The sequence below is a fragment of the Cupriavidus sp. PET2-C1 genome, assembly GCF_054515855.1.
Map to the genome: position 1 here is coordinate 1,829,862 of NZ_CM137259.1, position 20,005 is coordinate 1,849,866.

At 66.1% G+C, this 20,005-nt stretch carries 17 protein-coding genes and 1 riboswitch; of the genes, 8 read left to right on the forward strand and 9 right to left on the reverse strand.

Annotated elements, in window-relative coordinates; all coding sequences use genetic code 11:
* Positions 1–10 precede the first annotated feature (10 nt).
* Both ACX12D_RS08385 and ACX12D_RS08390 read right to left on the reverse strand, forming a co-directional pair.
* Entirely contained in the window at positions 11–715 is a 705-nt protein-coding gene (locus ACX12D_RS08385; RefSeq protein WP_459373625.1) for an alpha/beta hydrolase, read from the reverse strand.
* Positions 716–780: 65 nt separating this feature from the next.
* Complete coding sequence (locus ACX12D_RS08390) at positions 781–1,611, reverse strand: dioxygenase family protein (RefSeq protein WP_459373626.1); 831 nt, start codon at positions 1,609–1,611, stop codon at positions 781–783.
* Positions 1,612–1,763: 152 nt separating this feature from the next.
* Here ACX12D_RS08390 and ACX12D_RS08395 point away from each other — a divergent pair, with 152 nt between their 5' ends.
* Positions 1,764–2,660 carry a LysR family transcriptional regulator gene (locus tag ACX12D_RS08395; protein ID WP_441631876.1) on the forward strand — a complete coding sequence of 299 codons (897 nt, stop codon included), beginning with the start codon at positions 1,764–1,766 and terminating at the stop codon, positions 2,658–2,660.
* Between the two features lie 20 nt (positions 2,661–2,680).
* Here the strand turns inward: ACX12D_RS08395 and ACX12D_RS08400 are convergent, their stop codons facing one another.
* Positions 2,681–3,538: an IclR family transcriptional regulator gene (locus tag ACX12D_RS08400; protein ID WP_459373627.1), complete on the reverse strand. Its 858-nt coding sequence runs from the start codon at positions 3,536–3,538 to the stop codon at positions 2,681–2,683.
* Positions 3,539–3,640: 102 nt separating this feature from the next.
* Here ACX12D_RS08400 and ACX12D_RS08405 point away from each other — a divergent pair, with 102 nt between their 5' ends.
* From ACX12D_RS08405 to ACX12D_RS08430, 6 genes are all read left to right on the forward strand, one after another.
* On the forward strand, positions 3,641–4,645 hold the full coding sequence (locus ACX12D_RS08405) for a Bug family tripartite tricarboxylate transporter substrate binding protein (RefSeq protein ID WP_459373628.1): 1,005 nt from the start codon (positions 3,641–3,643) through the stop codon (positions 4,643–4,645).
* A gap of 21 nt (positions 4,646–4,666) precedes the next feature.
* Positions 4,667–6,238, forward strand: coding sequence for a class I adenylate-forming enzyme family protein (locus ACX12D_RS08410; RefSeq protein ID WP_459373629.1), 1,572 nt, complete (start codon positions 4,667–4,669; stop codon positions 6,236–6,238).
* Positions 6,235–7,032, forward strand: coding sequence for a citryl-CoA lyase (locus tag ACX12D_RS08415; protein WP_459373630.1), 798 nt, complete (start codon positions 6,235–6,237; stop codon positions 7,030–7,032). Before ACX12D_RS08410 ends, ACX12D_RS08415 begins: the two co-directional genes overlap by 4 nt.
* Position 7,033: 1 nt before the next feature.
* The gene (locus tag ACX12D_RS08420; RefSeq protein WP_459373631.1) at positions 7,034–7,906 is read left to right on the forward strand and encodes an SDR family NAD(P)-dependent oxidoreductase; all 873 of its coding nucleotides are present in this window, start codon (positions 7,034–7,036) and stop codon (positions 7,904–7,906) included.
* Between the two features lie 370 nt (positions 7,907–8,276).
* The gene (locus tag ACX12D_RS08425) at positions 8,277–9,851 is read left to right on the forward strand and encodes a methyl-accepting chemotaxis protein (protein ID WP_459373632.1); all 1,575 of its coding nucleotides are present in this window, start codon (positions 8,277–8,279) and stop codon (positions 9,849–9,851) included.
* Positions 9,852–9,926: 75 nt separating this feature from the next.
* Positions 9,927–12,320 carry a DNA polymerase II gene (locus ACX12D_RS08430; RefSeq protein WP_459373633.1) on the forward strand — a complete coding sequence of 798 codons (2,394 nt, stop codon included), beginning with the start codon at positions 9,927–9,929 and terminating at the stop codon, positions 12,318–12,320.
* A 149-nt stretch (positions 12,321–12,469) separates the two neighbouring features.
* Here the strand turns inward: ACX12D_RS08430 and ACX12D_RS08435 are convergent, their stop codons facing one another.
* Together ACX12D_RS08435 and ACX12D_RS08440 are read right to left on the reverse strand one after the other, a co-directional pair.
* Complete coding sequence (locus ACX12D_RS08435) at positions 12,470–13,102, reverse strand: LysE family translocator (protein ID WP_459373634.1); 633 nt, start codon at positions 13,100–13,102, stop codon at positions 12,470–12,472.
* Positions 13,103–13,122: 20 nt separating this feature from the next.
* Positions 13,123–13,206, reverse strand: a riboswitch (ZMP/ZTP riboswitch).
* 129 nt (positions 13,207–13,335) lie between these two features.
* The gene (locus ACX12D_RS08440) at positions 13,336–14,289 is read right to left on the reverse strand and encodes a LysR family transcriptional regulator (RefSeq protein WP_459373970.1); all 954 of its coding nucleotides are present in this window, start codon (positions 14,287–14,289) and stop codon (positions 13,336–13,338) included.
* A 161-nt stretch (positions 14,290–14,450) separates the two neighbouring features.
* Here ACX12D_RS08440 and ACX12D_RS08445 point away from each other — a divergent pair, with 161 nt between their 5' ends.
* On the forward strand, positions 14,451–14,816 hold the full coding sequence (locus tag ACX12D_RS08445; RefSeq protein WP_459373635.1) for a nuclear transport factor 2 family protein: 366 nt from the start codon (positions 14,451–14,453) through the stop codon (positions 14,814–14,816).
* A 31-nt stretch (positions 14,817–14,847) separates the two neighbouring features.
* On the opposite strand, the gene ACX12D_RS08450 is transcribed toward ACX12D_RS08445, so the two are convergent.
* The 4 genes from ACX12D_RS08450 to ACX12D_RS08465 all read right to left on the reverse strand — a co-directional run bounded on the left by ACX12D_RS08450 (position 14,848) and on the right by ACX12D_RS08465 (position 19,982).
* The gene (locus ACX12D_RS08450) at positions 14,848–15,345 is read right to left on the reverse strand and encodes a VOC family protein (protein WP_459373636.1); all 498 of its coding nucleotides are present in this window, start codon (positions 15,343–15,345) and stop codon (positions 14,848–14,850) included.
* Positions 15,346–15,485: 140 nt separating this feature from the next.
* Entirely contained in the window at positions 15,486–16,331 is an 846-nt protein-coding gene (locus tag ACX12D_RS08455; protein WP_459373637.1) for an aldo/keto reductase, read from the reverse strand.
* A gap of 130 nt (positions 16,332–16,461) precedes the next feature.
* Positions 16,462–17,907, reverse strand: a complete 1,446-nt coding sequence (locus ACX12D_RS08460) for an MATE family efflux transporter (RefSeq protein ID WP_459373638.1) — start codon at positions 17,905–17,907, stop codon at positions 16,462–16,464.
* A 110-nt stretch (positions 17,908–18,017) separates the two neighbouring features.
* Positions 18,018–19,982, reverse strand: a complete 1,965-nt coding sequence (locus ACX12D_RS08465; RefSeq protein WP_459373639.1) for a sigma-54-dependent Fis family transcriptional regulator — start codon at positions 19,980–19,982, stop codon at positions 18,018–18,020.
* Positions 19,983–20,005 lie beyond the last annotated feature (23 nt).

The following is a 20,005-nucleotide window of genomic DNA, read 5'->3' on the forward strand; positions in this document are numbered from 1 at the left end:
AGGGTAAGGATTAGACAGGAAAAAGCACGCCGGCGAGCCATTGCTGGAAATCGGCTACCACGTCGGCGGTCAGCTCATGGCCAATGGGGTAGCGCCGCGACTGATGCGGCACGCCCAGCGCGTCCAGCCACCGGTCCGCGCGCTCGGCCCAGGCGACGGGCAGCTTGTTGTCGAACTCCCCGTGCGCGATAAAGGCCGATAACCCGGCGAGCGCCTCGGGCGGGGCGAGGTGCGGCTCGATCTCCGGCAGGATGCGCCCGCTCAGCACGGCAAAGCCCGCCACGTCGGCCGGCGCGCTCAGGCCAACGCTGGCGCTGAGGATGCCGCCCTGGCTGAAGCCGGCGATCGCCGTGCGCGCGGGCAGGGCGCCATCCTGCGCATGGAGGGCACGGATGAAGGCAATCAGCTGCTGGCGGCTGCGCTCCGCCTGGACTGCGTTGATGGCGGGCGCGCCACCGGCGAAGCTGACCTCGAAAAAGCCATGCTGGCCGGGCCCGAAGGTGAGCGGGCCTTGCACCAGCACCACGTCCACGCGCGGGTCGATACGGGTGGCCACCGGCGCGAGGCTGGTCTCGTTGCTGCCTACGCCGTGCAGCAGCAGGAGCCGCGCGGCTGGCGCTGCGGCCGCATCCGCTTGCGCCTTTCGCAAGCGATAACGCAGGCCGGTCGCGGGGTCTTCGGCCAGCGGGCCGATTTCATTGCGGGTGGTGTTCATATCGTCTCGCGTGGCTGTGAGCAAGGAATCGGGCAAGGGGATCAGGCAAGGGTTCAGGCAGGGAATCAGGCCGCAATGGGCTGCGCGGCTAGCGGCCGGACTTGGCCGAGCACATACGATTCCATCGACAAGATCCCGTAGGTGATGCCGCCGTCTATCACCGCCAGCGGCTCGCCTGCTTCGGCTGCGCCGATGGCCACCAGCAGCGGCAGGAAGTGCTCGTCGGTCGGGTGCGCGCGCTCCGCGTGCGGGGCCAGACGGCGGTAATCGATCAGCGGCTGCAAGTCTGCGGTGCGCATGGCGCTGCGCACCGCCTCGCGCACCCACTGCGTGAATGCTGCCACGTACGGGGCATCGCCACCGCCATGGCCGCGGAATTCATGGAGGTTGTGCGTCATGCTGCCCGAGGCGACGATCAGCACGCCCTGCTCGCGCAGCGGCGCCAGCGCACGGCCCAGCGCCAGCGCGCCGGCCGGGTCCAGCGGCTGCGGCAGCGACACCTGGAACACCGGCACCTGCGCATCGGGATACAGGTGGCGGATCGGCACCCAGGCGCCGTGATCCAGGCCGCGCTGCGGATCCAGCCCGGCGTTGAACCCGGCCTGCGCCAGCAGCGCCACCGTGCGCCCGGCCAATGCCGGATGCCCGGCCGCCGGGTAGCGGATCTCGTACAGGGCACGCGGGAAGCCGCCGAAATCGTGGATGGTCTCTGGCTGTGCGCTTGCCGTCACGCGCACGCCGCCTCGCGTTTCCCAGTGGGGCGAGACCACCAGCACCGCCTTGGGCGCCGGCAGCACACGGCCCAGCGCGGCGAGTTGCGGGCCGGCCAGGCCCGGCTCGATGGCGAAGGTGGGCGCGCCATGGGAGACAAACAGGACGGGAAGTGCGGTAGACATCTCGGATTCTCCGGTGGCCACGGCAAAACCCGCGGCGTGAGCGACATAGGGAACCTCGCTAGTCTATTGATTCATCCGGCGGTCATAAACCGCCGTCCGCGTGATATATAGTCCCGATTATCGAGACAATGAGCCGATGCCGAGGCAACCCCATGGACCGCGCCCTGGAAATGACCGTATTCACCGCCGTGGTCGACGCCGGTAGCTTTGTCGGTGCGGTCGAGGGCCTGCGCATGTCCAAGGCCGCGGTCTCGCGCCATGTGGATGCGCTGGAACAGCGCCTGGGCGTGCGCCTGCTGCAGCGCACCACACGCCGGCTGTCGATGACCGAGGAAGGGCGCATTTTCTACCAGCGCGCGCGCGAAGTGCTGGCGGCGCTGGATGATGCCGAATCCGAGATCACGTCCCGCAAGCAGGAACCCAGCGGGCTGATCCGTATCAACGTGCCGCTCACATTTGGCATCCTGCACCTCGCGCCGCTCTGGAGCGCCTTCATGGCGGCGTATCCGCAGGTCGATCTCGATATCACCCTCAATGACCGTGTGGTGGACCTGGTCGACGAAGGCTACGACCTTGCCGTGCGCATCGGCGACATGCCAAGCTCCGCGCTGATCAGCCGCAAACTGGTCGCAACCCGCATGGTGCTATGCGCGTCGCCCGCCTACCTGGCGCAGCACGGCGCGCCAACCCATCCGCATGAACTGGCCGGGCACCGCGTGCTGGCCTATACCAACTGGTCCGGGCGCGACGAATGGCAGTTCGATGGCCCGCACGGCAAGGTCAGCGTGAGCACCCGCGCCCGGGTGTACTCCAACAATGGCGACACGTGCCGCGCCATTGCGCTGGCGCATGGCGGCATCATGTTGCAGCCGAGCTTCATGCTCCAGGACGACTTGCGGCGCGGGGACCTGGTTGAACTGATGCCCGAGTTCCGCGCGATCGAGATCGGCGTCTACGCCGTGTATCCGACGCGCAAGCAGTTGCCGCTCAAGGTGCGCCGGCTGGTGGATTTCCTGGTGGAGGCGTTTCGGGATGTGTCTTGGGGGTAGGGGGCTGCCACTTATCGCTTTCACAGCCCCTTAGGCAACAAGGCCGCCAGCGATTCCCGCATGGCCCGCGCAATCAGTTGCTGCCGCTCGCGCGGCATGCGGGCCAGCGTGGAGGCCACGCTGATGCCCGCCACCGGCTCGCCGTCCGTGCTGTGCACCGCCATGCCCACGGCCAGCACGCCGCGGGTGGCGTGATTGCCGATCACGGACCAGCCGCGTTCGCGCGTGGCGCGCACCAGGATATTCATGCGCTCGGGCGTCATGCCGCCATAGTGGCCTAGCGCCGCGGCATTGGCGGCGATGCATTGCGCCACGTCGTCTTGCGGCAGCGCCGCCAGCAGGGCCAGCCCGGCGGCGCCGACGCCCAGCGGCTGGCGCGTGCCGACCTGGATCACGAGGATCTGCACCGGGTGCGTCCCGACATGGCGCGCGATGCAGTGCGAGATCGCGCCTTCGCGCACGATGGCGAAGGCGGCATCCCCACAGGCGGCACTCACGCGTGCCAGCACCGGCTGTAGCCGTGCCGCCAGGCCATCGGTGGCATGCGGCTGCGCAAGCGCCGACAGGCGCGGCCCCGCCACGTAGCGAAAGCGCCCGCGCTGCGCCACATAGCCGCTTTCCATCAAGGTGGCCAGCAGGCGGTAGACCGTGGCGCGCTCCAGCGCCGCGATGCGGCACAGGTCGACTACGCGCAGGCCTTCGCGGCCGCTGGCCAGCACCGCATCCAGCAATTGCAGGCCGCGCCGCAGCGTGCGGCTGCCGCTGTCTTCAGCGGGCTCCGCAGCATCGGCGGCGTCGGGAAGGGGGCCGAGGGCTGCCTTGCCTTTGGCAGAAACGTCCGGCAGGCGGACGTTTTGATTGGCGGAGCGGGCAGGCATGGGGAAGAATTTCTCGGTCGATGGAAGCCACCCGCAGTATGCCGCAGCGCGGCCAGAAGGGGGCCAGCTACGGCATTGCACTGCCAAAACAGGAGACAAACCATGACCTTGCATCATGCCCCGCGCCGGCGCCTGCTGGCGTTCGCGGCGGCCCTCAGCCTGGCCTGCGGCCTCGCGCTGCCGCTTCATGCCCAGCCCAGCGCCCAGGCTGCCTGGCCCACCAAGCCCATCAAGCTCGTGGTCGGCTACGCCGCCGGCGGCGCCACGGACGTGATCGCGCGCATCATCGCGCTCAAGCTGGGCGAGCAGCTGGGCCAGCCAATGGTGGTGGACAACCGGGCGGGCGCCAACAGTAACGTGGGCGCCGAGGTGGTGGCCAAGTCCGTGCCCGATGGTTACACGCTCTACGTCTACACCATCGCCAACACCATCAACGCGTCGCTGTACGACAAGCTTGGCTACGACCCGCAAAAAGACTTCGAGCCCATCGGGCTGATCGCCAGGATTCCCAACATCCTGGTGGTGAACCCCAAGCTGCCGGTGAAAACCCTGGCCGACTACATCCGTTTTGCCAAGGCGTCGCAGGACGGCATCACCTTTGCGTCGTCGGGCAGCGGCTCGTCCATCCACCTGTCGGGCGAGATGTTCAAGATGCAGGCCCGGCTGAACATGCTGCACATCCCGTATCGGGGCAGCGCGCCGGCGGTGACCGACCTGCTGGGCGGGCAGGTGCAATCGATGTTCGACAACACGCCTTCGGCCCTGCCGCACGTGAAGGCGGGGCGGTTGCGCGCCATTGCCATCACCAGCGCCCAGCGCTCGCCGCTGCTGCCCGAGGTGCCGACCGTTGCCGAGTCGGGCTTTCCCGGCTTTGACGTGCAATCGTGGTTCAGCCTGACCGCGCCCGCCGGCACGCCGCGGCCGGTGATTGAGCGCCTGAACTCGGCCCTCAACAAGGTGCTGGCCGCGCCCGACGTGCGCCAGCGCTTGCAGGATCTGGCGGCCACCCCCGAGCCCGGCACGCCTGAGCAATTGCGCCGCCTGATCGCGGCGGAAACCAAGCGCTGGCATGACGTGGTGAAACAGTCCGGCGCCAAGGCCGAATAACAAGCAAGGAGCGTTGCCTACATGTACCCGATCGACTTCTTCTGGCGCGCCGCGGCGCGCTGGCCCGGCAACATTGCCATCGACGCCCCCGAAGGCGCGATCCGCTACGATGCGCTGGCCGCCCAGGTGGCCGCGCTGGCCACGGCGCTCAATGCGCTCGACAACACCCTGCAAAGCCGCGTAGGCATTTGCGCGAAGAACAGCGCCGAGCATATCGTCGCGCTCTTGGCGGTGCTGGCCTGCGGCAAGGTCTGGGTGCCGCTGAACCCCAAGAGCACCCGGCCGGAGATACGCCGCATCATCGACGCCACCGAGCCCTCCATCCTGGTGCTCGATGTGGCCTGCGCCGGACTGCTGGAGGGCGCGGCCGGCGCGCGCATCTATAGCGGCTCGCCGCCGCCCGGGGAGAGGTCGGTGGCCGCGCTGATCGCGCAGCATGCCGGCGCATCGCGCCCGGCCTTTGCGCTGCCGGACGATGCCACGCAGGCGATCAAGTTCACCGGCGGCACCACCGGCTTGCCCAAGGGCGTGATGCAGCCGTACCGCGCCTGGATGACCAACGTCTCCAACCAGATCCACGCCTGGGGCTTTGACGAGCAAGAGCGCTACATCGTGGCCGCGCCGATCACGCATGGCACGTCGACCTACCTGTTGCCCATCCTGGCGCAGGGCGGCTGCCACGTGGTGCTGGCCGAGGCCGGCGCCGAGGCGGTGCGCACCGCGTTTCGCGAGCGCGGCGGCACCGTGTGCTTCATGCCGCCCACGCTGGTCTACATGCTGATGGCGCTGCCCGGCGCCACGCGCGCGGACTTCCCCTGCCTGCGCCGCCTGATCTATGGCGGCGCGCCGATGCCGCCCGAGAAGATCCGCGAGGTGCGCGCGTTCTTCGGCCCCGTGCTGGGCACCACCTACGGGCAGACCGAGGCGCCGCAGAGCCTGACCGTGATGCGCCCTGCGGATTTCGAGGAAGAGCGCAACTGGGCCGCCGTAGGCCTGCCCACCTGGTTCAGCGACGTGGCCATCATGGCCCCGGACGGCCGCCTGCTGCCCCCGGGCGAGGTCGGCGAGGTGGTCGCGCGCGGCGACCTGGTGATGAGCGGCTACTGGCGCCTGCCGGAGAAATCCGCCGAGACGCTGGTGGACGGCTGGCTGCACACGGGCGACCGCGGCCTGATCGACGAACGCGGCTACCTGTACCTCAAGGACCGGCTCAAGGACATGGTCATCACCGGCGGCTTCAACGTCTATCCGGTGGATGTGGAGAACGCGCTGGGCCAGCACCCGGCGGTGCACGAATGCACGGTGTTCGGCGTGCCCGACGAAAAATGGGGCGAGGCGGTGCAGGCTGCCGTGCAGCTGCGCCCCGGCCAGCATGCCACCGAAGGCGAACTGATTGCCTTTGTGCGCGAGCGCCTGGGCCCCGTGCAAACGCCCAAGCGCGTCCACTTTCATGCGAGCCTGCCGCGCTCCGCCGTGGGCAAGGTGCTCAAGACCGCCGTGCGCGAACGCGCCATCGGCCCTGAAGCTCCTGAAGCCCAGTCGCCCCTGCTGGCCCCGACCCCTGCCAACGCATCCACTGAGAACCGATCATGACTTCCTCTGCTTCTTCCAAGCCCGTCACCCGCCTTTGCACCCACACCCTCACCAGCCTGCATTACCGCGACGCGGACCTGGTCGAGGACCTGATGGGCAAGAAGACCTTTACCGAGGTCATGCTCATGCAGATCCTGGGCCGCGAGCCGCGCCCGGTGGACCTGCGCATCACCGACGTGGTGCTGATCGTGCTGATGGAGCACGGCCTCACGCCCAGCGCCATCGCCACGCGGCTGATCTACATGAGCGCGCCCGAGAACCTGCAGGGCGCCGTATCCGCCGGCCTGTTGGCCGTAGGCAGCTCCTTCGTGGGCACCATGGAGAACTGCGCGCAACTGCTCGACCGCATCGGCGCGGCCGCCGATCCCGATGCCGAGGCCATGGAGATCGCGCGCCACTACAAGTCCATCAAGAGCCATGTACCCGGCTTTGGCCACCACCTGCACAAGCCGGTGGACCCGCGCGCCTACAAGCTGCTGGAAATGGGCCGCGCCGAGCCCGACCTGGCCGGCGACAAGATCCGCGCGCTGGAGCGCCTGTCCAGCGCGGTGGATGCCGTGGCCGGGCGGCCCATCACCATCAACGCCACCGGCGCCGTGGCCGCCTTGCTGGGTGAGCTGGGCGTGCCCACGGCCGTGATGCGCGGCTTTGCCGTGATCTCGCGCGCGGCCGGGCTGGTGGCGCATATCGTGGAGGAGCAGCAAAGCCCCTCGGGCCGTTTTATCTGGGACACCGTCGAGCACGCGATTCCTTACGTGGGCGAAGGCGGGCACCGGCCAGGGGAGGGCGCGTGAAATGACGAACGTATCGACCGTATCGAACCTATCGAACCCAGGCGACGGCGCGGCGGCGGCGCGCCCGCCAGCGTTGCCGCTCGATCTCACGGGCCGCACGGTCTTTGTCGCCGGCGCGGGCTCCGCGGGGCCGGGCTGGAGCATCGGCCGCGCGGCCAGCGTGACCTACGCGCGCCTGGGCGCGCAGGTCTGCGTGGTGGACCGCGACGCGGCCTCGGCCGAAGAAACCACGGCGCTGATCCGGGCCGAGGGCGGCATCGCCGAGACCTTCACGGGCGATGTGTCCGTGGAGGCTGAAGTGGCGCGGCTCTTCGCCGCGGCGCGCGAGCGCTTCGGCATGGTGGACGTGCTGCATCACAACGTGGGCATTGGCAAGACTGGTGGCCCGATGGAGACCACCGCGGACGACCTGGACCGCATCCACGCCGTCAACGTGCGCAGCCTGCTGCTGGCCAGCCAGCAGGTGCTGCCCGACATGGTGGCGCGCGGGCGCGGCGCCATCATCGCCATCTCGTCGGTCGCCGGCATGCGCTACGTGGGCTATCCGCACCTGGCCTACAGCGTGACCAAGGCAGCCGTGACGCAGTTCACGCGCATGCTGGCGCAACAATATGCGCCGCATGGCGTGCGCGCCAACATCGTGGTGCCGGGGCTGATCGACACGCCGCGCATCGCCACCACGGTGGCGAAGATGTTCTCCGGCACCAGCTTGGACGAGGCGCGCCGTGCGCGCGCCGCGCAGGTGCCGATGGGCCGCATGGGCAGCGCATGGGACGTGGCCCACGCCTGCGCCTTCCTCGCCTCGGATGCGGCGGCCTATGTCACCGGCACGGAGCTGGTGGTGGATGGCGGCCTCACCGGGAAATTCGTGTGACACGCAATCCGTCGCCCCATGTGCAGTAGTCGCTTAAAAGAAAGGATGGCTGGCTAGGCATATCCGCAGCGCGGATATTCGCGCAACGCCATTGCCCGAGGGGCTAAAGGGCCACTTAGCCCTGCCGATATGTAGTCGTCGGCATAAAGAATGCCGGCATCCCTTGCCGGCACGAGCCGATGTCTTTCTCCCGAAGCCGACGCTCGATCGGTTGCCACGACAAGCGAAGATCAGGCATCCGTGCAGGCGGCATTGCCACGCAGCCGCCTGCCGGTCTCTCGCTTGCCCTTCCGGGATGGCTCTGGCCGATCACCTCTTGCATTCCTCCTTTCTTTTTCCAGGACGACGGACAACCATGCGTTTCAGTGACATGAAAATATCGACCCGCCTAACTGCCGGATTCGGCATTCTGGTTTTGTTGATCGCCTTCATGGGCGGCACATCGATCATCAAGATTCATACCGTGGAAGATGCATTGCACACGGTACTCAGTGATCACTACAGAAAAATAGCGGATCTCAATGCCATTGAGGGAAACCTGAACCAGGTCGCGCGCTCGCTGCGCAATATGGTGATCATGACGGCGGCGATGGATATCGAGAAGGAACGTGAACTGACAGCTGCCACGCAAAAGACCATTGCCGCCCAATGGGCCCGGCTAGAGACCAAGGTCATATCCGACAAGGGTCGGGCCGAGCTGGCCAAGGTGAAAGAGGCGCGCGGTGTGTACGGTGCCCTGCAGGACAAGTTCCTCGGGCTGGTGGCGGCAGGCAATGCCGACGAGGCCAGGAACATGCTGCTGGGCGAGTTGCGCCCGGCCCAGCTGGCCTACTTCGCCGCCGTGGAAGGCCTGATCCAGCATCAGGACAAGCGCATGGAAGCGTCCACCAGCGAGGCCATCGACGCTGTTGAGCGCATGAAGGCCACCATCTGGGCTTCGGGTGCCATTGCGCTGCTGGTCGCCGTTTGCATGGCCACATGGATCATCCGCGCCATCACCCGGCCAATCAATCAGGCTGTGCGGGTGTCGGCGGCCGTGGCCGCGGGTGACCTGAGCCTGCAGTTCGATGCCAGCGGCAACAATGAAACCGCCAAGCTGATGCGCGCGCTGAAGGATATGCAGGCTAGCCTGGTGCGCGTGATCGCCAACGTGCGCGAGAACGCCGAGGGTGTCGCCAGCGCGAGCCAGCAGATCGCCGATGGCAACCGCGACCTGTCCGGCCGTACCGAGGAGCAGGCCAGCGCGCTCGAGCAGACCGCGGCCTCGATGGAGGAGCTCAGCTCCACGGTCAGGCAGAACGCCGACAACGCGCTGCAGGCCAATCAGTTCGCCATCGGCGCCACCACGGTGGCGCGCAGGGGCGGCGACGTGGTCGGGCAGGTGGTGGGCACCATGAAGGACATCAACGACAGCTCGCGCAGGATCGCCGACATCATCGGCGTGATCGACAGCATCGCGTTCCAGACCAACATCCTGGCGCTGAACGCCGCCGTGGAGGCCGCGCGCGCCGGCGAACAGGGGCGTGGCTTTGCCGTGGTGGCGGGTGAGGTGCGCAACCTTGCGCAGCGCAGCGCCGAGGCGGCCAAGGAGATCAAGACGCTGATCAACGCCAGCGTGGAGCGCGTGGAGCAGGGCACGGCCATGGTGGACCATGCCGGCGCCACCATGACGGAGATCGTCGCGGCGATCAAGCGCGTGACCGACATCATGGGCGAGATCAGCGCAGCCAGCACGGAGCAGAGCGCGGGCGTGGCGCAGATCGAAACCGCCATGAGCCAGATGGATCAGGCCACCCAGCAGAACGCCGCGCTGGTGGAGGAAAGCTCGGCGGCGGCGGAAAGCCTGCATGCGCGGGCACGGCAGCTGGTGCAGGCGGTGGCCGTGTTCAAGCTGCATCAGGAGCGTGGAGGGCGGGGCGCGCCATCCGGCCTCACCGGGGCCTGAACGGGGCTTGAGCGGGGCTTGACTGGCCAAGGACCAGTAAAATAGCCGGCCAGGGTGGGTTTTCAAAGGCGGCAGGTGGCTCAACGACAACAGGGTTTTCTTCTGACTCGGCACTGGCGGGATACGGCCGCCGGGACGGAAGTCGAGTTCTGGCTGGCAACCGACAGCGGCCCTCGGCATATCCGCCTGGCGCATCAGCCCTCGGTGGCGTTCGTCCCGGCCGAGCAGCGCGAGACCGCCGAGGCGGTCTTGCGCGGCGAGCGCAACGTGGTGTTGCGCAAACTCCCGCTCGCGGATTTCCATCGCCGCCCGGTGCTGGGCCTGTACTGCCAGCACTACCGCCAGCTCACCAAGCTGGAAAAACTGCTGAAGGAAGCCGGCGTCAGCGTCTACGAGGCCGACATCCGCCCCCCGGAGCGCTACCTGATGGAGCGCTTCATCACCGCGCCCGTCTGGTTTGCCGGCGAGGCCAACGAAGCTAACGAGGCTAACGACGCTAGCGGCAAGGGGCCCCTGCTCAACAGCCAGATGAAACCCGGGCCGGCCTATCGGCCCCGGCTGAAGCTGGTCTCGCTGGACATCGAGACCACCGCCCACGGCGATCTGTACTCGATCGCGCTGGAAGGCTGCGGCCAGCGCCAGGTGTATATGCTCGGCCCACCCAACGGCGACGACAGCGCGGTCGACTTTGACCTGGAGTATTGCGCCAGCCACCCGCTGATGCTGCAAAAGCTGAACCAATGGCTAGCCCGGCACGATCCCGATGCCATCATCGGCTGGAACGTGGTGCAGTTCGACCTGCGCGTGCTGCAGAAGCACGCGGATCGCTATCAGGTCCCGCTGCTGTTTGGCCGGGGCGGCAATGTGCTGGAGTGGCGCGAGCATGGCTTCAAGGAGAACCATTTCTTTGCCTCCGCCGCTGGCCGCCTGATTATCGATGGCATCGAGGCGCTGCGGTCCGCCACCTGGAACTTCCCGTCCTTCAGCCTGGAGAGCGTGGCGCAGACGCTGCTAGGCGAGGGCAAGTCCATCGACAACCCGTATCAGCGGATGGCGGAGATCGACCGCCGCTTCGCCGAAGACAAGCCCGCGCTGGCCCGCTACAACCTCAAGGACTGCGAACTGGTGACCCGGATCTTTGCCAAGACCGAGTTGCTGACCTTCCTGCTGGAGCGCGCCGCTGTCACGGGGTTGCCGGCGGACCGCAGCGGCGGCAGCGTGGCCGCCTTCACGCACCTGTACATGCCGCTGATGCATCGCCAGGGCTATGTCGCCCCGAACCTGGGCGAGGTGCCGGAGGGCGCCAGCCCCGGCGGCTTTGTCATGGATTCGCAGCCCGGGCTGTACGATTCGGTGCTGGTGCTGGACTACAAAAGCCTGTACCCGTCCATCATCCGCACTTTCCTCATCGATCCGCTCGGGCTGGTGGAAGGGCTGCAGGATCCGTCCGACGAAAGCTCGGTGCCGGGATTTCGCGGCGCGCGCTTCTCGCGTACCCGGCATTGCCTGCCGGCCATCGTCCAGCAGATATGGCAAGGCCGCGAAGCCGCCAAGCGCGAAGGCAACAAGCCCTTGTCGCAGGCCCTGAAGATCATCATGAATGCGTTCTACGGGGTGCTAGGCTCCAGCGTCTGCCGTTTCTTCGACCCACGCCTGGCGTCGTCGATCACCATGCGCGGCCACGAGATCATGCACCGCACGCGCGAGCTGATCGAGGCGCAGGGCTACCAGGTGATCTATGGCGATACCGATTCGACCTTTGTCTGGCTGAAGCAGCCGCACGCGGAAGCGGACGCCGACAGGATCGGCCACGCCCTCGTCCAGCAGGTGAACCAGTGGTGGCGGCAGCATCTGCAACAACAGTACGGACTGGAGAGCGCGCTGGAGCTGCAGTACGAGACCCACTACCGCCGCTTCCTGATGCCCACCGTGCGCGGCGCCGAGCAAGGCAGCAAGAAGCGCTATGCGGGGCTGGTCGTCAAGGCGGACGGCAGTGAAGAGATGGTCTACAAGGGCCTGGAAACGGTACGCACGGACTGGACGCCGCTGGCCCAGCAGTTCCAGCAAGCGCTTTATCAACGCGTGTTCAAGCAGCAGCCGTACCGGGAATACGTGCAGGACTATGTCCGCCGCACCATGAGCGGCGAGTTCGACGCGCAACTGGTCTACCGCAAGCGCTTGCGCCGCACGCTCGAAGACTATCAGCGTAACGTGCCGCCGCATGTGCGCGCGGCACGCATCGCGGACGAGTTCAACCGCAAGGAGGGCCGTCCGCTGCAATACCAGAACGGCGGCTGGATCAGCTACGTGATGACGGTAGCCGGCCCGGAGCCGCTGGAAACCCGGCGCTCGCCCATCGACTACGACCATTACCTGACGCGGCAGCTGCAGCCGGTGGCCGACGCCATCCTGCCGTTCCTGGACGATGCGTTCGAGGCGTTGGTGACGGGGCAAAAGGCGTTGTTTTGACGGGGCCTCAGGCGTCGGGGTTTATCCAGCACGGAATGAAAGTCCTCGAGCGTCAAGCACACGCGAGGATATGACCGGCGACGCCTCGTGGGCCACGGACGTTGGACGTTGGCTGCCGGCTGTCGCGCCGGCGTATTGGCAAGGCGCCGCTATTTCTTGGATTCGTATGCCATGCGCACCGCCAGACCTGTCAGAACGCTGCCCATCAGCCAGCGCTGCACCAATAGCCACTGCGGGCGTCCCAACAGGAAGGTAGATATCGATCCGGCCGTCACGATGATCAGTGCATTCACAGCGAGGCTGATCGAAATCTGAACGCTGCCGAGCGCCAGCGATTGGGTAAGAACACTGCCGTGTCCTTCCACAATGAATTGGGGAAGCAGAGACAGATACATGACGGCGATCTTGGGATTCGCCAGGTTAGTGATAAACCCCATGCTGAAGAGCTTCCTTGGGGTATCGACCGGTAGGTCGCGCACTGCAAACGCGGACCGTCCACCCGGTTTGACCGCTTGCCAGGCAAGGTAGAGAAGGTACAAAGCGCCGCCAAAGCGAAGCGTGTCGTATGCGTAAGGTACCGCAAATACGAAAGCCGTAATTCCGAATGCCGCACAGAGCATGTAGAACACAAAGCCCAGAGCAACGCCTCCCAACGAAATGAGGCCTGCTCGCCTACCCTGGCAAATTGAGCGGGAAATTAGATAAATCATGTTCGGCCCTGGCGTTAAAACCATTCCCAACGCCACAAGAGCGAACATGAACAGATTTGCGAAATCAGGCATAACCCATCTCCAAGGATAGTAGGTAATGCCCAGGCGCGCGGCGGCTAGCAACCTCACGCTCCCCGATAGTGCTCTATCTGTATGCGCCAGTCACATGAGTGCAGAAATCATAGCACAGGAGAGAATGCTCCAGGATCGGCGGAGCCGTGGTTGCCCGCTGACAGGCAACCAGTAAACCCGGGACGATCGCTGGCGTGTGTCGGACTGAGATCGGCCACCGAAGAAAGAGAAAATCACCTTCTGCTGTGGCTGGATGATTTCCAATCCATGGACGTCTCTGTGCTCCACTCCGCGGCAGTGAGTCTGGAGATGAAGAAATCGGCCAACGCACTCACCTTGGCGGGCCGCGCGCGGGCAGTGGGTGTGACGAAATACAAACCACCTTCAGGCAAGCGCCAATCGGTCAAAACGGGCTCGAGCTGTTTGTCCCGGAAATACTGTGTCGCGACAAACTCAGGAAACTCGGTGATGGCAAGTCCAGCGAGGACCGTGGGCAGTAATGCCTCCACGCTCGTTCCTCGCAATGCACCGATCGGTGTGACGGTGCATTCTTCGCCACTTTCATGGGTAAATCGCCAGACGTCGCGCTTGCTCCTGTTGGTGTAGGTAAGACACTGGTGGGCGCCAAGATCATGCGGGTGCTGAGGGCGGCCATGGCAAGACAGATAGGCTGGAGATGCCACGACAAATCGACGCACGGGTGCAATGAGGCGGGCGACGAGTGACGAGTCCTCCATGATGGCGATGCGCAGGGCGGCGTCAAAGCCATCGCCAATCAGGTCAGTCTGTGCATCCGTGAGATGAAGTTCGACGGAAATATCTGGATAGGTCCGAAAGAATTCAGGTAACAACGGCGCCACCCAGCGAGCACCAAAGGAGAGCGGCGCCGCGAGCTTTACGAGACCGCGCGGTCGGCTTGACGTCTCACGTGCGAAATCCTCCGCTTCCTCCGCCTCGGCGTAGATTCTTGCCGCTCGCTCGGCAAGCGTGTGGCCATAGTCCGTGAGTGCAAGTCGTCGGGAGGTGCGGTTGAACAGTCGGCCTCCCAGCCGCTCTTCAAGACGGGTAACGGCCCGAGAGACAGTGGCGACCGAGACCCCCATGGCTGTTGCCGCAGCAGCGAACGAGCCTTCTTCGGCAACCTTCGCGAACATCGCGAGCCCTTCGAAATCCGGTAGTTTTGACATCGACAATCCTGCAACGATGGCTTTCATTCATTTCTATTTCGAAAATTAGCATGACGTCGTAGATTTGTCTTGTCGCACCACACCAGCCAGGAGATAGACATCAAGAGATCTCCACACCACGCGACCGCAAACGTCCAAAGTTATCGATCAAGGAGTGTGTTATGAATGACCGTACCCATGAACTGCTTTATCGCAACCTCCAGGAGGTCTTCGGTGAAGGCGACGCAACGCGTCGTCGCGCGGCAATCGAGGCGCTCTATACCGAGGACTGCGTGCTCTACGTGCCTACGGGTGTATTCGTTGGGCACGGCGCTCTCGACAAATTCGCAGGGGATCTTCGCGCGACGCACCCGCACTTCGCTTACACACCGCACGGCGAGGCTCAGGCTCTCCACAACGCCGGTCGTCTGGCTTGGGGTTCTGGCCCGCACGGCGAAGCCCCCGACTATACGGGCTGGGATGTGATCATCGTTCGTGATGAAAAAATCGCAGCGCTTTATGTCTTCCTCGATTCCAATCCCGCATAACCATGCGCTGGCCCTCGCGGGCTTTGCTCCGTCAGCCCGCGGATAGGTTTTGGCCCAGCCGTGCCGCTTCTATCGCGGCGATGTCGATCTTTTTCATGGTCATCATCGCGTCAAACGCGCGCCTGGCCGCCGCGCGATCGGGGTCGGATATTGCAGCGGTGAGGGCGCGCGGGGTGATCTGCCATGACAAGCCCCACCGGTCCTTGCACCAGCCGCATGCGCTTTCCTGGCCGCCATTGCCGACGATCGCGTTCCATAAGCGGTCGGTTTCGGCCTGGTCATCCGTCGCGATCTGAAAAGAGAATGCCTCGTTGTGCTTGAAATACGGGCCGCCGTTCAGGCCAAGGCAGGGGATGCCGGCGACGGTGAACTCAACCGTCAGGACATCGCCCTGCTTGCCGCCAGGATAGTCGCCCGGTGCGCGGTAGACAGCGCCGACAGAACTGTCGGGGAACGTTTCCGCATAGAAGTTTGCGGCGTCAACGGCGCCACCTTCGTACCACAAACAGATCGTGTTCTTGCTGGTCATTTCGTATCTCCTGATGAGTTGACCACCGGCATCCGCCACCGCCAAGATAATCCAGTTACGAACGCGGTGGAGGTGTTCGTCTGGATAGGCCGTGACAACTGCAGGCCTGCCGCAAGTTTCAGCGCCCGGTCAGCGCCCAGTCATCGCAAATCGTCGAGGTCTCCTGGCGCCAGGGTGAGGGCTGCGGCGCGCACGTTTTCCTCGAGGTGATCGATGGATCGGGTGCCGGGGATGGGCAGCATGACAGGCGACTTCGCGAGCAGCCATGCAATCGACAGGGCTGCATGCGTGAGACCGTGACGCGTGGCGGCCTGCTTCACCTTGCGCGCGCGCAGGCCGCGTTTGCCACCCAGCGGATACCAGGGCAGAAAGGCAATCCCGAGACGCTCGCACGCGGCGAGCACGTCCTCGCTGGTTTGATCTCGCAGATTGTAGGCATTCTGGACCGACACGATGGGTGCGATGCTGCGTGCCAGATCAAGCTGCGCGACCGTCACGTTCGAGATGCCGATATGGCGGATCTTTCCTATGCGCTGCAAATCAGCCAGGGCTCCGACCGACTCGGCAAATGGCACGTTCGGGTCAGGCGCATGGAGTTGATATAAATCGATGCGCTCCAGCCGCAAGCGCTGCAAACTGCCTTCGACCGCGCCCCGCAAATGGTCGGGGCGGCCGTCCCGAACCCAGGATCGCCGATCTGGCCGCACCAAACCACCTTTCGTAGCAATGACCAGGTCCGAAGGATAGGGATGCAACGCCTGCGAGATCAAAGACTCATTTGCCTCCGGGCCGTAACTGTCCGCGGTGTCAATGAAGTTCACACCAAGCTCGATTGCCCGATGCAGAACGCGATTGACGTGATCCCGATCCTTTGGTTTTCCCCAAGCCGAATCGCCACACAGACGCATTGCGCCGAAGCCTAATCGATTGACAGTCAAGTCGCCGAGGGCAATCGTTCCGGCGAGCCCCGCACCTTTCTGTTCCAATGCCACCTCCATCTGGTCGGCGTCGTCAATCGCAGTGATGGGTCCCCGGCCGGTTAACGCTGAACGGATCGGCTGCCGACAGCCACCCCGAGACAGGATGCCAGGCACCGAAGTCCGGCGATGTCCGACATCATGCCAGGCGGCTGGCCTCGATGCGCGGGAACACCCGCGCCAGCGTGACGCCGCGCGCGGCCATGAACAGCAGCAGCGCCGCCCATAAGCCGTCGTTGCCGAACGGGCCGGCCAGCGTAAGCGCCGCCACCATGAACGCCGCGAACGACAAGGCCATCGAGTGCATCAGGTCGCGCGTGCTGGTGGCGCCGATAAACACGCCATCGAGCAGGAAGCCCCACACGGAAACCAGCGGCAGGGCGACCGCCCATGGCAGGTAGCGCACCGCCGCGTCGTGGACCGCCCGCTGGTCGGTCAGGCAGGCGATGATCCATTCCCCGGCGCCGGCATACACCAGGGAGAAGCACAGCGCGCCCACCGCGCCCCAGATCATCGTGACCCGGACCGCGCGGCGGAAGGCGTGCCGGTCCCGGGTGCCGATGGCGGCGCCCACCAGCGCCTCGGCCGCATGCGCGAAGCCATCGAGCGCGTACGCCATGAAGGTCTGGAAGTTGAGCAGCAGCGCGTTGGCCGCCAGGATCACGTCGCCTTGCTGGGCGCCCGCATGGGCGAACCAGCCGAAGCTGGCCACCAGGCACAGCGTGCGGATGAAGATGTCGCGGTTGAGGGCGACCAGCCGCTTCAGTTCGTGCGCATCGGCGACCACCGCCCAGCGCAGGGGCGGCAAGCCGTGCGGGCGCAGCCGCCAGAGCAGGGCGGCGCCCAGCACGAAGCCGCAGGCATCGGCGCTAGCGGTGGCGGCGCCGATCCCCGCGATGCCCCAGTCGAATACATAAACATAGAGCAGCACCGCGGCAATGTTCACCGCGTTGATGAAGAGCTGGATGAGCAGGCCGAGCCGCACGTGCTGGCAGCCCAGCAGGTAGCCGAGCACCACGTAATTGCACAAGGCAAAAGGCGCCGCCCAGATCCGCGCCTGGCTGTAGACCCGCGCGTGGTGCTGGAGTGTGTCGCTGCCGCCGATCAGGCCCAGCGCGCCGTGGATCAAGGGCATCTGTACGGCCAGCACGCCGAGCCCGATGACGGTGGCCAGCAGCAGGGCGCGTGCCAGCGTGGCGCGCAGTGCCGCGCCGTCCTGGGCGCCGTAGGCTTGCGCGGCGAGGCCGGTGGTACCCATGCGCAGGAACCCGAAGCCCCAGAACACAAAGCTGAAGAACAGGCCGCCGGCGGCTACGCCGCCCAGGTAGGCCGGGTCCGGCAGGTGGCCGGCAACGGCGGTATCGACCGCACCCAGGATCGGCTGGGTCAGGTTGGCCAGGATGATCGGGAACGCCAGCGCCAGCACGCGCCGGTGCCAGTCCGAAGCGGGGAGGGCCGGCGCTGCGCCGCAAGCGCTGCCGTTGGCGGGGGAAGCGGATGAGGCGGATGAGGCGGCGGATGAGGGCGGACTGTCGGCGTCTGGCACGTTGTGCAGCGAGGGCTGGGTGTTTGGGGCGACCGACATTATGGTCGATCCGCTGCCTTGGTGCCTCGCCGGTGATCAGGAACGATGCCGCTCACCCACGCCGTACGTGCCGGGGATCAGGCGTTCACGGCGCTCCCACGGCCGAAGCCTTATTGCTGGTTGGGCGCGACAATGCCGTAGCGCTCCATTTGACGGTAGACCGTGGCGCGCGCGATGCCCAGGTCAACGGCAACCTGCGTAATACGCCACTTGTTACGCCGCAGGGCAGCCAGCAAGGCCTCGCGTTCGTTGTCGGGCAGCGACGCCGCCTCCGGGCGCGCATCCGGTCGGATTTCCTGCGTGCTATCGAGGATCTCCGGCGGCAGCGCCTCAGTGTCGATCAATCCGTTGTCGCTCATGGCCAGCGCAAAGCGCAGTACATTGCGCAGTTGCCGCACATTGCCCTGCCAGGAATAGGCCCGCAGCAGGGCCAGGGCGGCGGGCGCCAGCACGGCCCGCATATCCAGCTGCCGGCCTTCTTCTTCGGCGATGCGCGCGATCAGGTAATCCTTGTCGCGCCGCTCGCGCAGCGCCGGCAGGTGCAAGGTGGCCCCACACAGCCGGTAGTAGAGGTCTTCGCGGAAGCACTGCTCGGCGATCAACTGGCGCAGGTCGCGGTGCGAAGCGGCGATGACGCGCAGATCCACCGGGACGGGTTTCTCCGCGCCCAGCGGCATCACCTCGCGTTCGGACAGCACGCGCAGCAGCCGGCTTTGCAGGTGCAGCGGCATGTCGCCGATCTCGTCGAGGAAGAGGGTGCCGCCATCCGACTGCGCGATCAGGCCACGCATGCCTTTGTTGCGCGCACCGGTGAAGGTGCCCGGCGCGTAGCCGAACAGTTCGCTCTCGATCAGCGATTCGGGAATGGCAGCGCAGTTGACCGCGACGAAGGCTTTGCCGCGGCGCTCGCTGGCGGCGTGGAGCGCCTTGGCCAGGACTTCCTTGCCGGTGCCGGTCTCGCCATGCACCAGGATATTGAGCGGCTTGTTGGCAAGGCGCCTGGCCTGCAGGATCAGGCGCTGCATCTGCGGGTCGCCCGCGCCGAGCGCGTCCAGCGCGGCGCTGGCTTGCGCGCTCGGCAGCGCGGGCTGGGCGCCGGGCGAGGAGGGCCGGCCCGGTGCGCCGCGCGGGGCGATCGCGGTGGCGTAGTACAGGCCGTGGTCATGCGTGCGCACGGCGGTGCGCTCGGACGACATGCCGGCGCGCGCGATGCGCCAGAGCTCGCTCATGTCCTCGCGGAAGACTTCGGTCAGCAGGTGGCCGCGCACATCCTCGGGCTTGCCGCCGCGCTGTCCTTCGGCGGCGTCGGCCAGCCGCAGCTTGCGCCGGCCGCCGCTGTTGATGCCCCGGATGACGCCGTCGGCGTCGAAGGCGACCATGATCTCGCTGTCCACGTCCAGCAGCGACCAGGTCGAGCCCAGCCGCAGGATCCATTGGTCGCGGAAGTAGCGCAGGAAATTGGCATCCTCGATCATCTGCGCGTACATGGTGGTCATCTGCAGCGCCAGGTGCTGTCCCTCGCGCGGCGCCGGAGCGCTTAGCGCGGAGACGTCGAGCACGCCCAGGAAGCCGCCGGTGGGATCGAACAGCGGTGCGCTGTTGCATGTGAGCGAGATGTGGGACACGTCGAAGTGGTCGGTCTGGTGGCAGGTCACCGGCGCCTGCTCGACGATGCAGGTGCCGACCGCGCAGGTGCCGGCGCGCGGCTCGCTCCAGTCCGCGCCGAGGTAGAGCCCGGCGTGCTTGAGTTCCTGCTCCCAGTGGTCGTTGCCGATGAAGTCCACGGTCACGCCATGGGCGTCGGTGAGCAGCAGCACGCAGTCCAGGGCGGACACACGCTTGTAGAGCTGCTCCATGCCGGTACGCGCCACGCCGAGAAAGTCCTCGATCTGGTCCTTGTGTTCGCGCAGGCGCTGCGCTTCCACGATATAGGCGGGCACCGGCCGGCTCGGATCGAGGCCATAGTCGTTGAAGCAGCGCAGCCAGGAGCGCTCGATGGTGCCGTCGGCCGCGCCGGGCTGCCGCGAAAAGGCGAGCAGGCGCTCGATATGTGCCCGGTGTGCTTGTTGCAGCACGGTTGTCTCCTTGGCCGGTTCAT

What these genes read in the sequence shown, in the direction of transcription:
- ACX12D_RS08385 (WP_459373625.1), bottom strand. Translation starts at nt 715, where the DNA reads ATGAACACCACCCGCAATGAAATCGGCCCGCTGGCCGAAGACCCCGCG.
- ACX12D_RS08390 (WP_459373626.1), bottom strand. Translation starts at nt 1,611, where the DNA reads ATGTCTACCGCACTTCCCGTCCTGTTTGTCTCCCATGGCGCGCCCACC.
- ACX12D_RS08395 (WP_441631876.1), top strand. Translation starts at nt 1,764, where the DNA reads ATGGACCGCGCCCTGGAAATGACCGTATTCACCGCCGTGGTCGACGCC.
- ACX12D_RS08400 (WP_459373627.1), bottom strand. Translation starts at nt 3,538, where the DNA reads ATGCCTGCCCGCTCCGCCAATCAAAACGTCCGCCTGCCGGACGTTTCT.
- ACX12D_RS08405 (WP_459373628.1), top strand. Translation starts at nt 3,641, where the DNA reads ATGACCTTGCATCATGCCCCGCGCCGGCGCCTGCTGGCGTTCGCGGCG.
- ACX12D_RS08410 (WP_459373629.1), top strand. Translation starts at nt 4,667, where the DNA reads ATGTACCCGATCGACTTCTTCTGGCGCGCCGCGGCGCGCTGGCCCGGC.
- ACX12D_RS08415 (WP_459373630.1), top strand. Translation starts at nt 6,235, where the DNA reads ATGACTTCCTCTGCTTCTTCCAAGCCCGTCACCCGCCTTTGCACCCAC.
- ACX12D_RS08420 (WP_459373631.1), top strand. Translation starts at nt 7,034, where the DNA reads ATGACGAACGTATCGACCGTATCGAACCTATCGAACCCAGGCGACGGC.
- ACX12D_RS08425 (WP_459373632.1), top strand. Translation starts at nt 8,277, where the DNA reads ATGAAAATATCGACCCGCCTAACTGCCGGATTCGGCATTCTGGTTTTG.
- ACX12D_RS08435 (WP_459373634.1), bottom strand. Translation starts at nt 13,102, where the DNA reads ATGCCTGATTTCGCAAATCTGTTCATGTTCGCTCTTGTGGCGTTGGGA.
- ACX12D_RS08440 (WP_459373970.1), bottom strand. Translation starts at nt 14,289, where the DNA reads ATGTCAAAACTACCGGATTTCGAAGGGCTCGCGATGTTCGCGAAGGTT.
- ACX12D_RS08445 (WP_459373635.1), top strand. Translation starts at nt 14,451, where the DNA reads ATGAATGACCGTACCCATGAACTGCTTTATCGCAACCTCCAGGAGGTC.
- ACX12D_RS08450 (WP_459373636.1), bottom strand. Translation starts at nt 15,345, where the DNA reads ATGACCAGCAAGAACACGATCTGTTTGTGGTACGAAGGTGGCGCCGTT.
- ACX12D_RS08460 (WP_459373638.1), bottom strand. Translation starts at nt 17,907, where the DNA reads ATGTCGGTCGCCCCAAACACCCAGCCCTCGCTGCACAACGTGCCAGAC.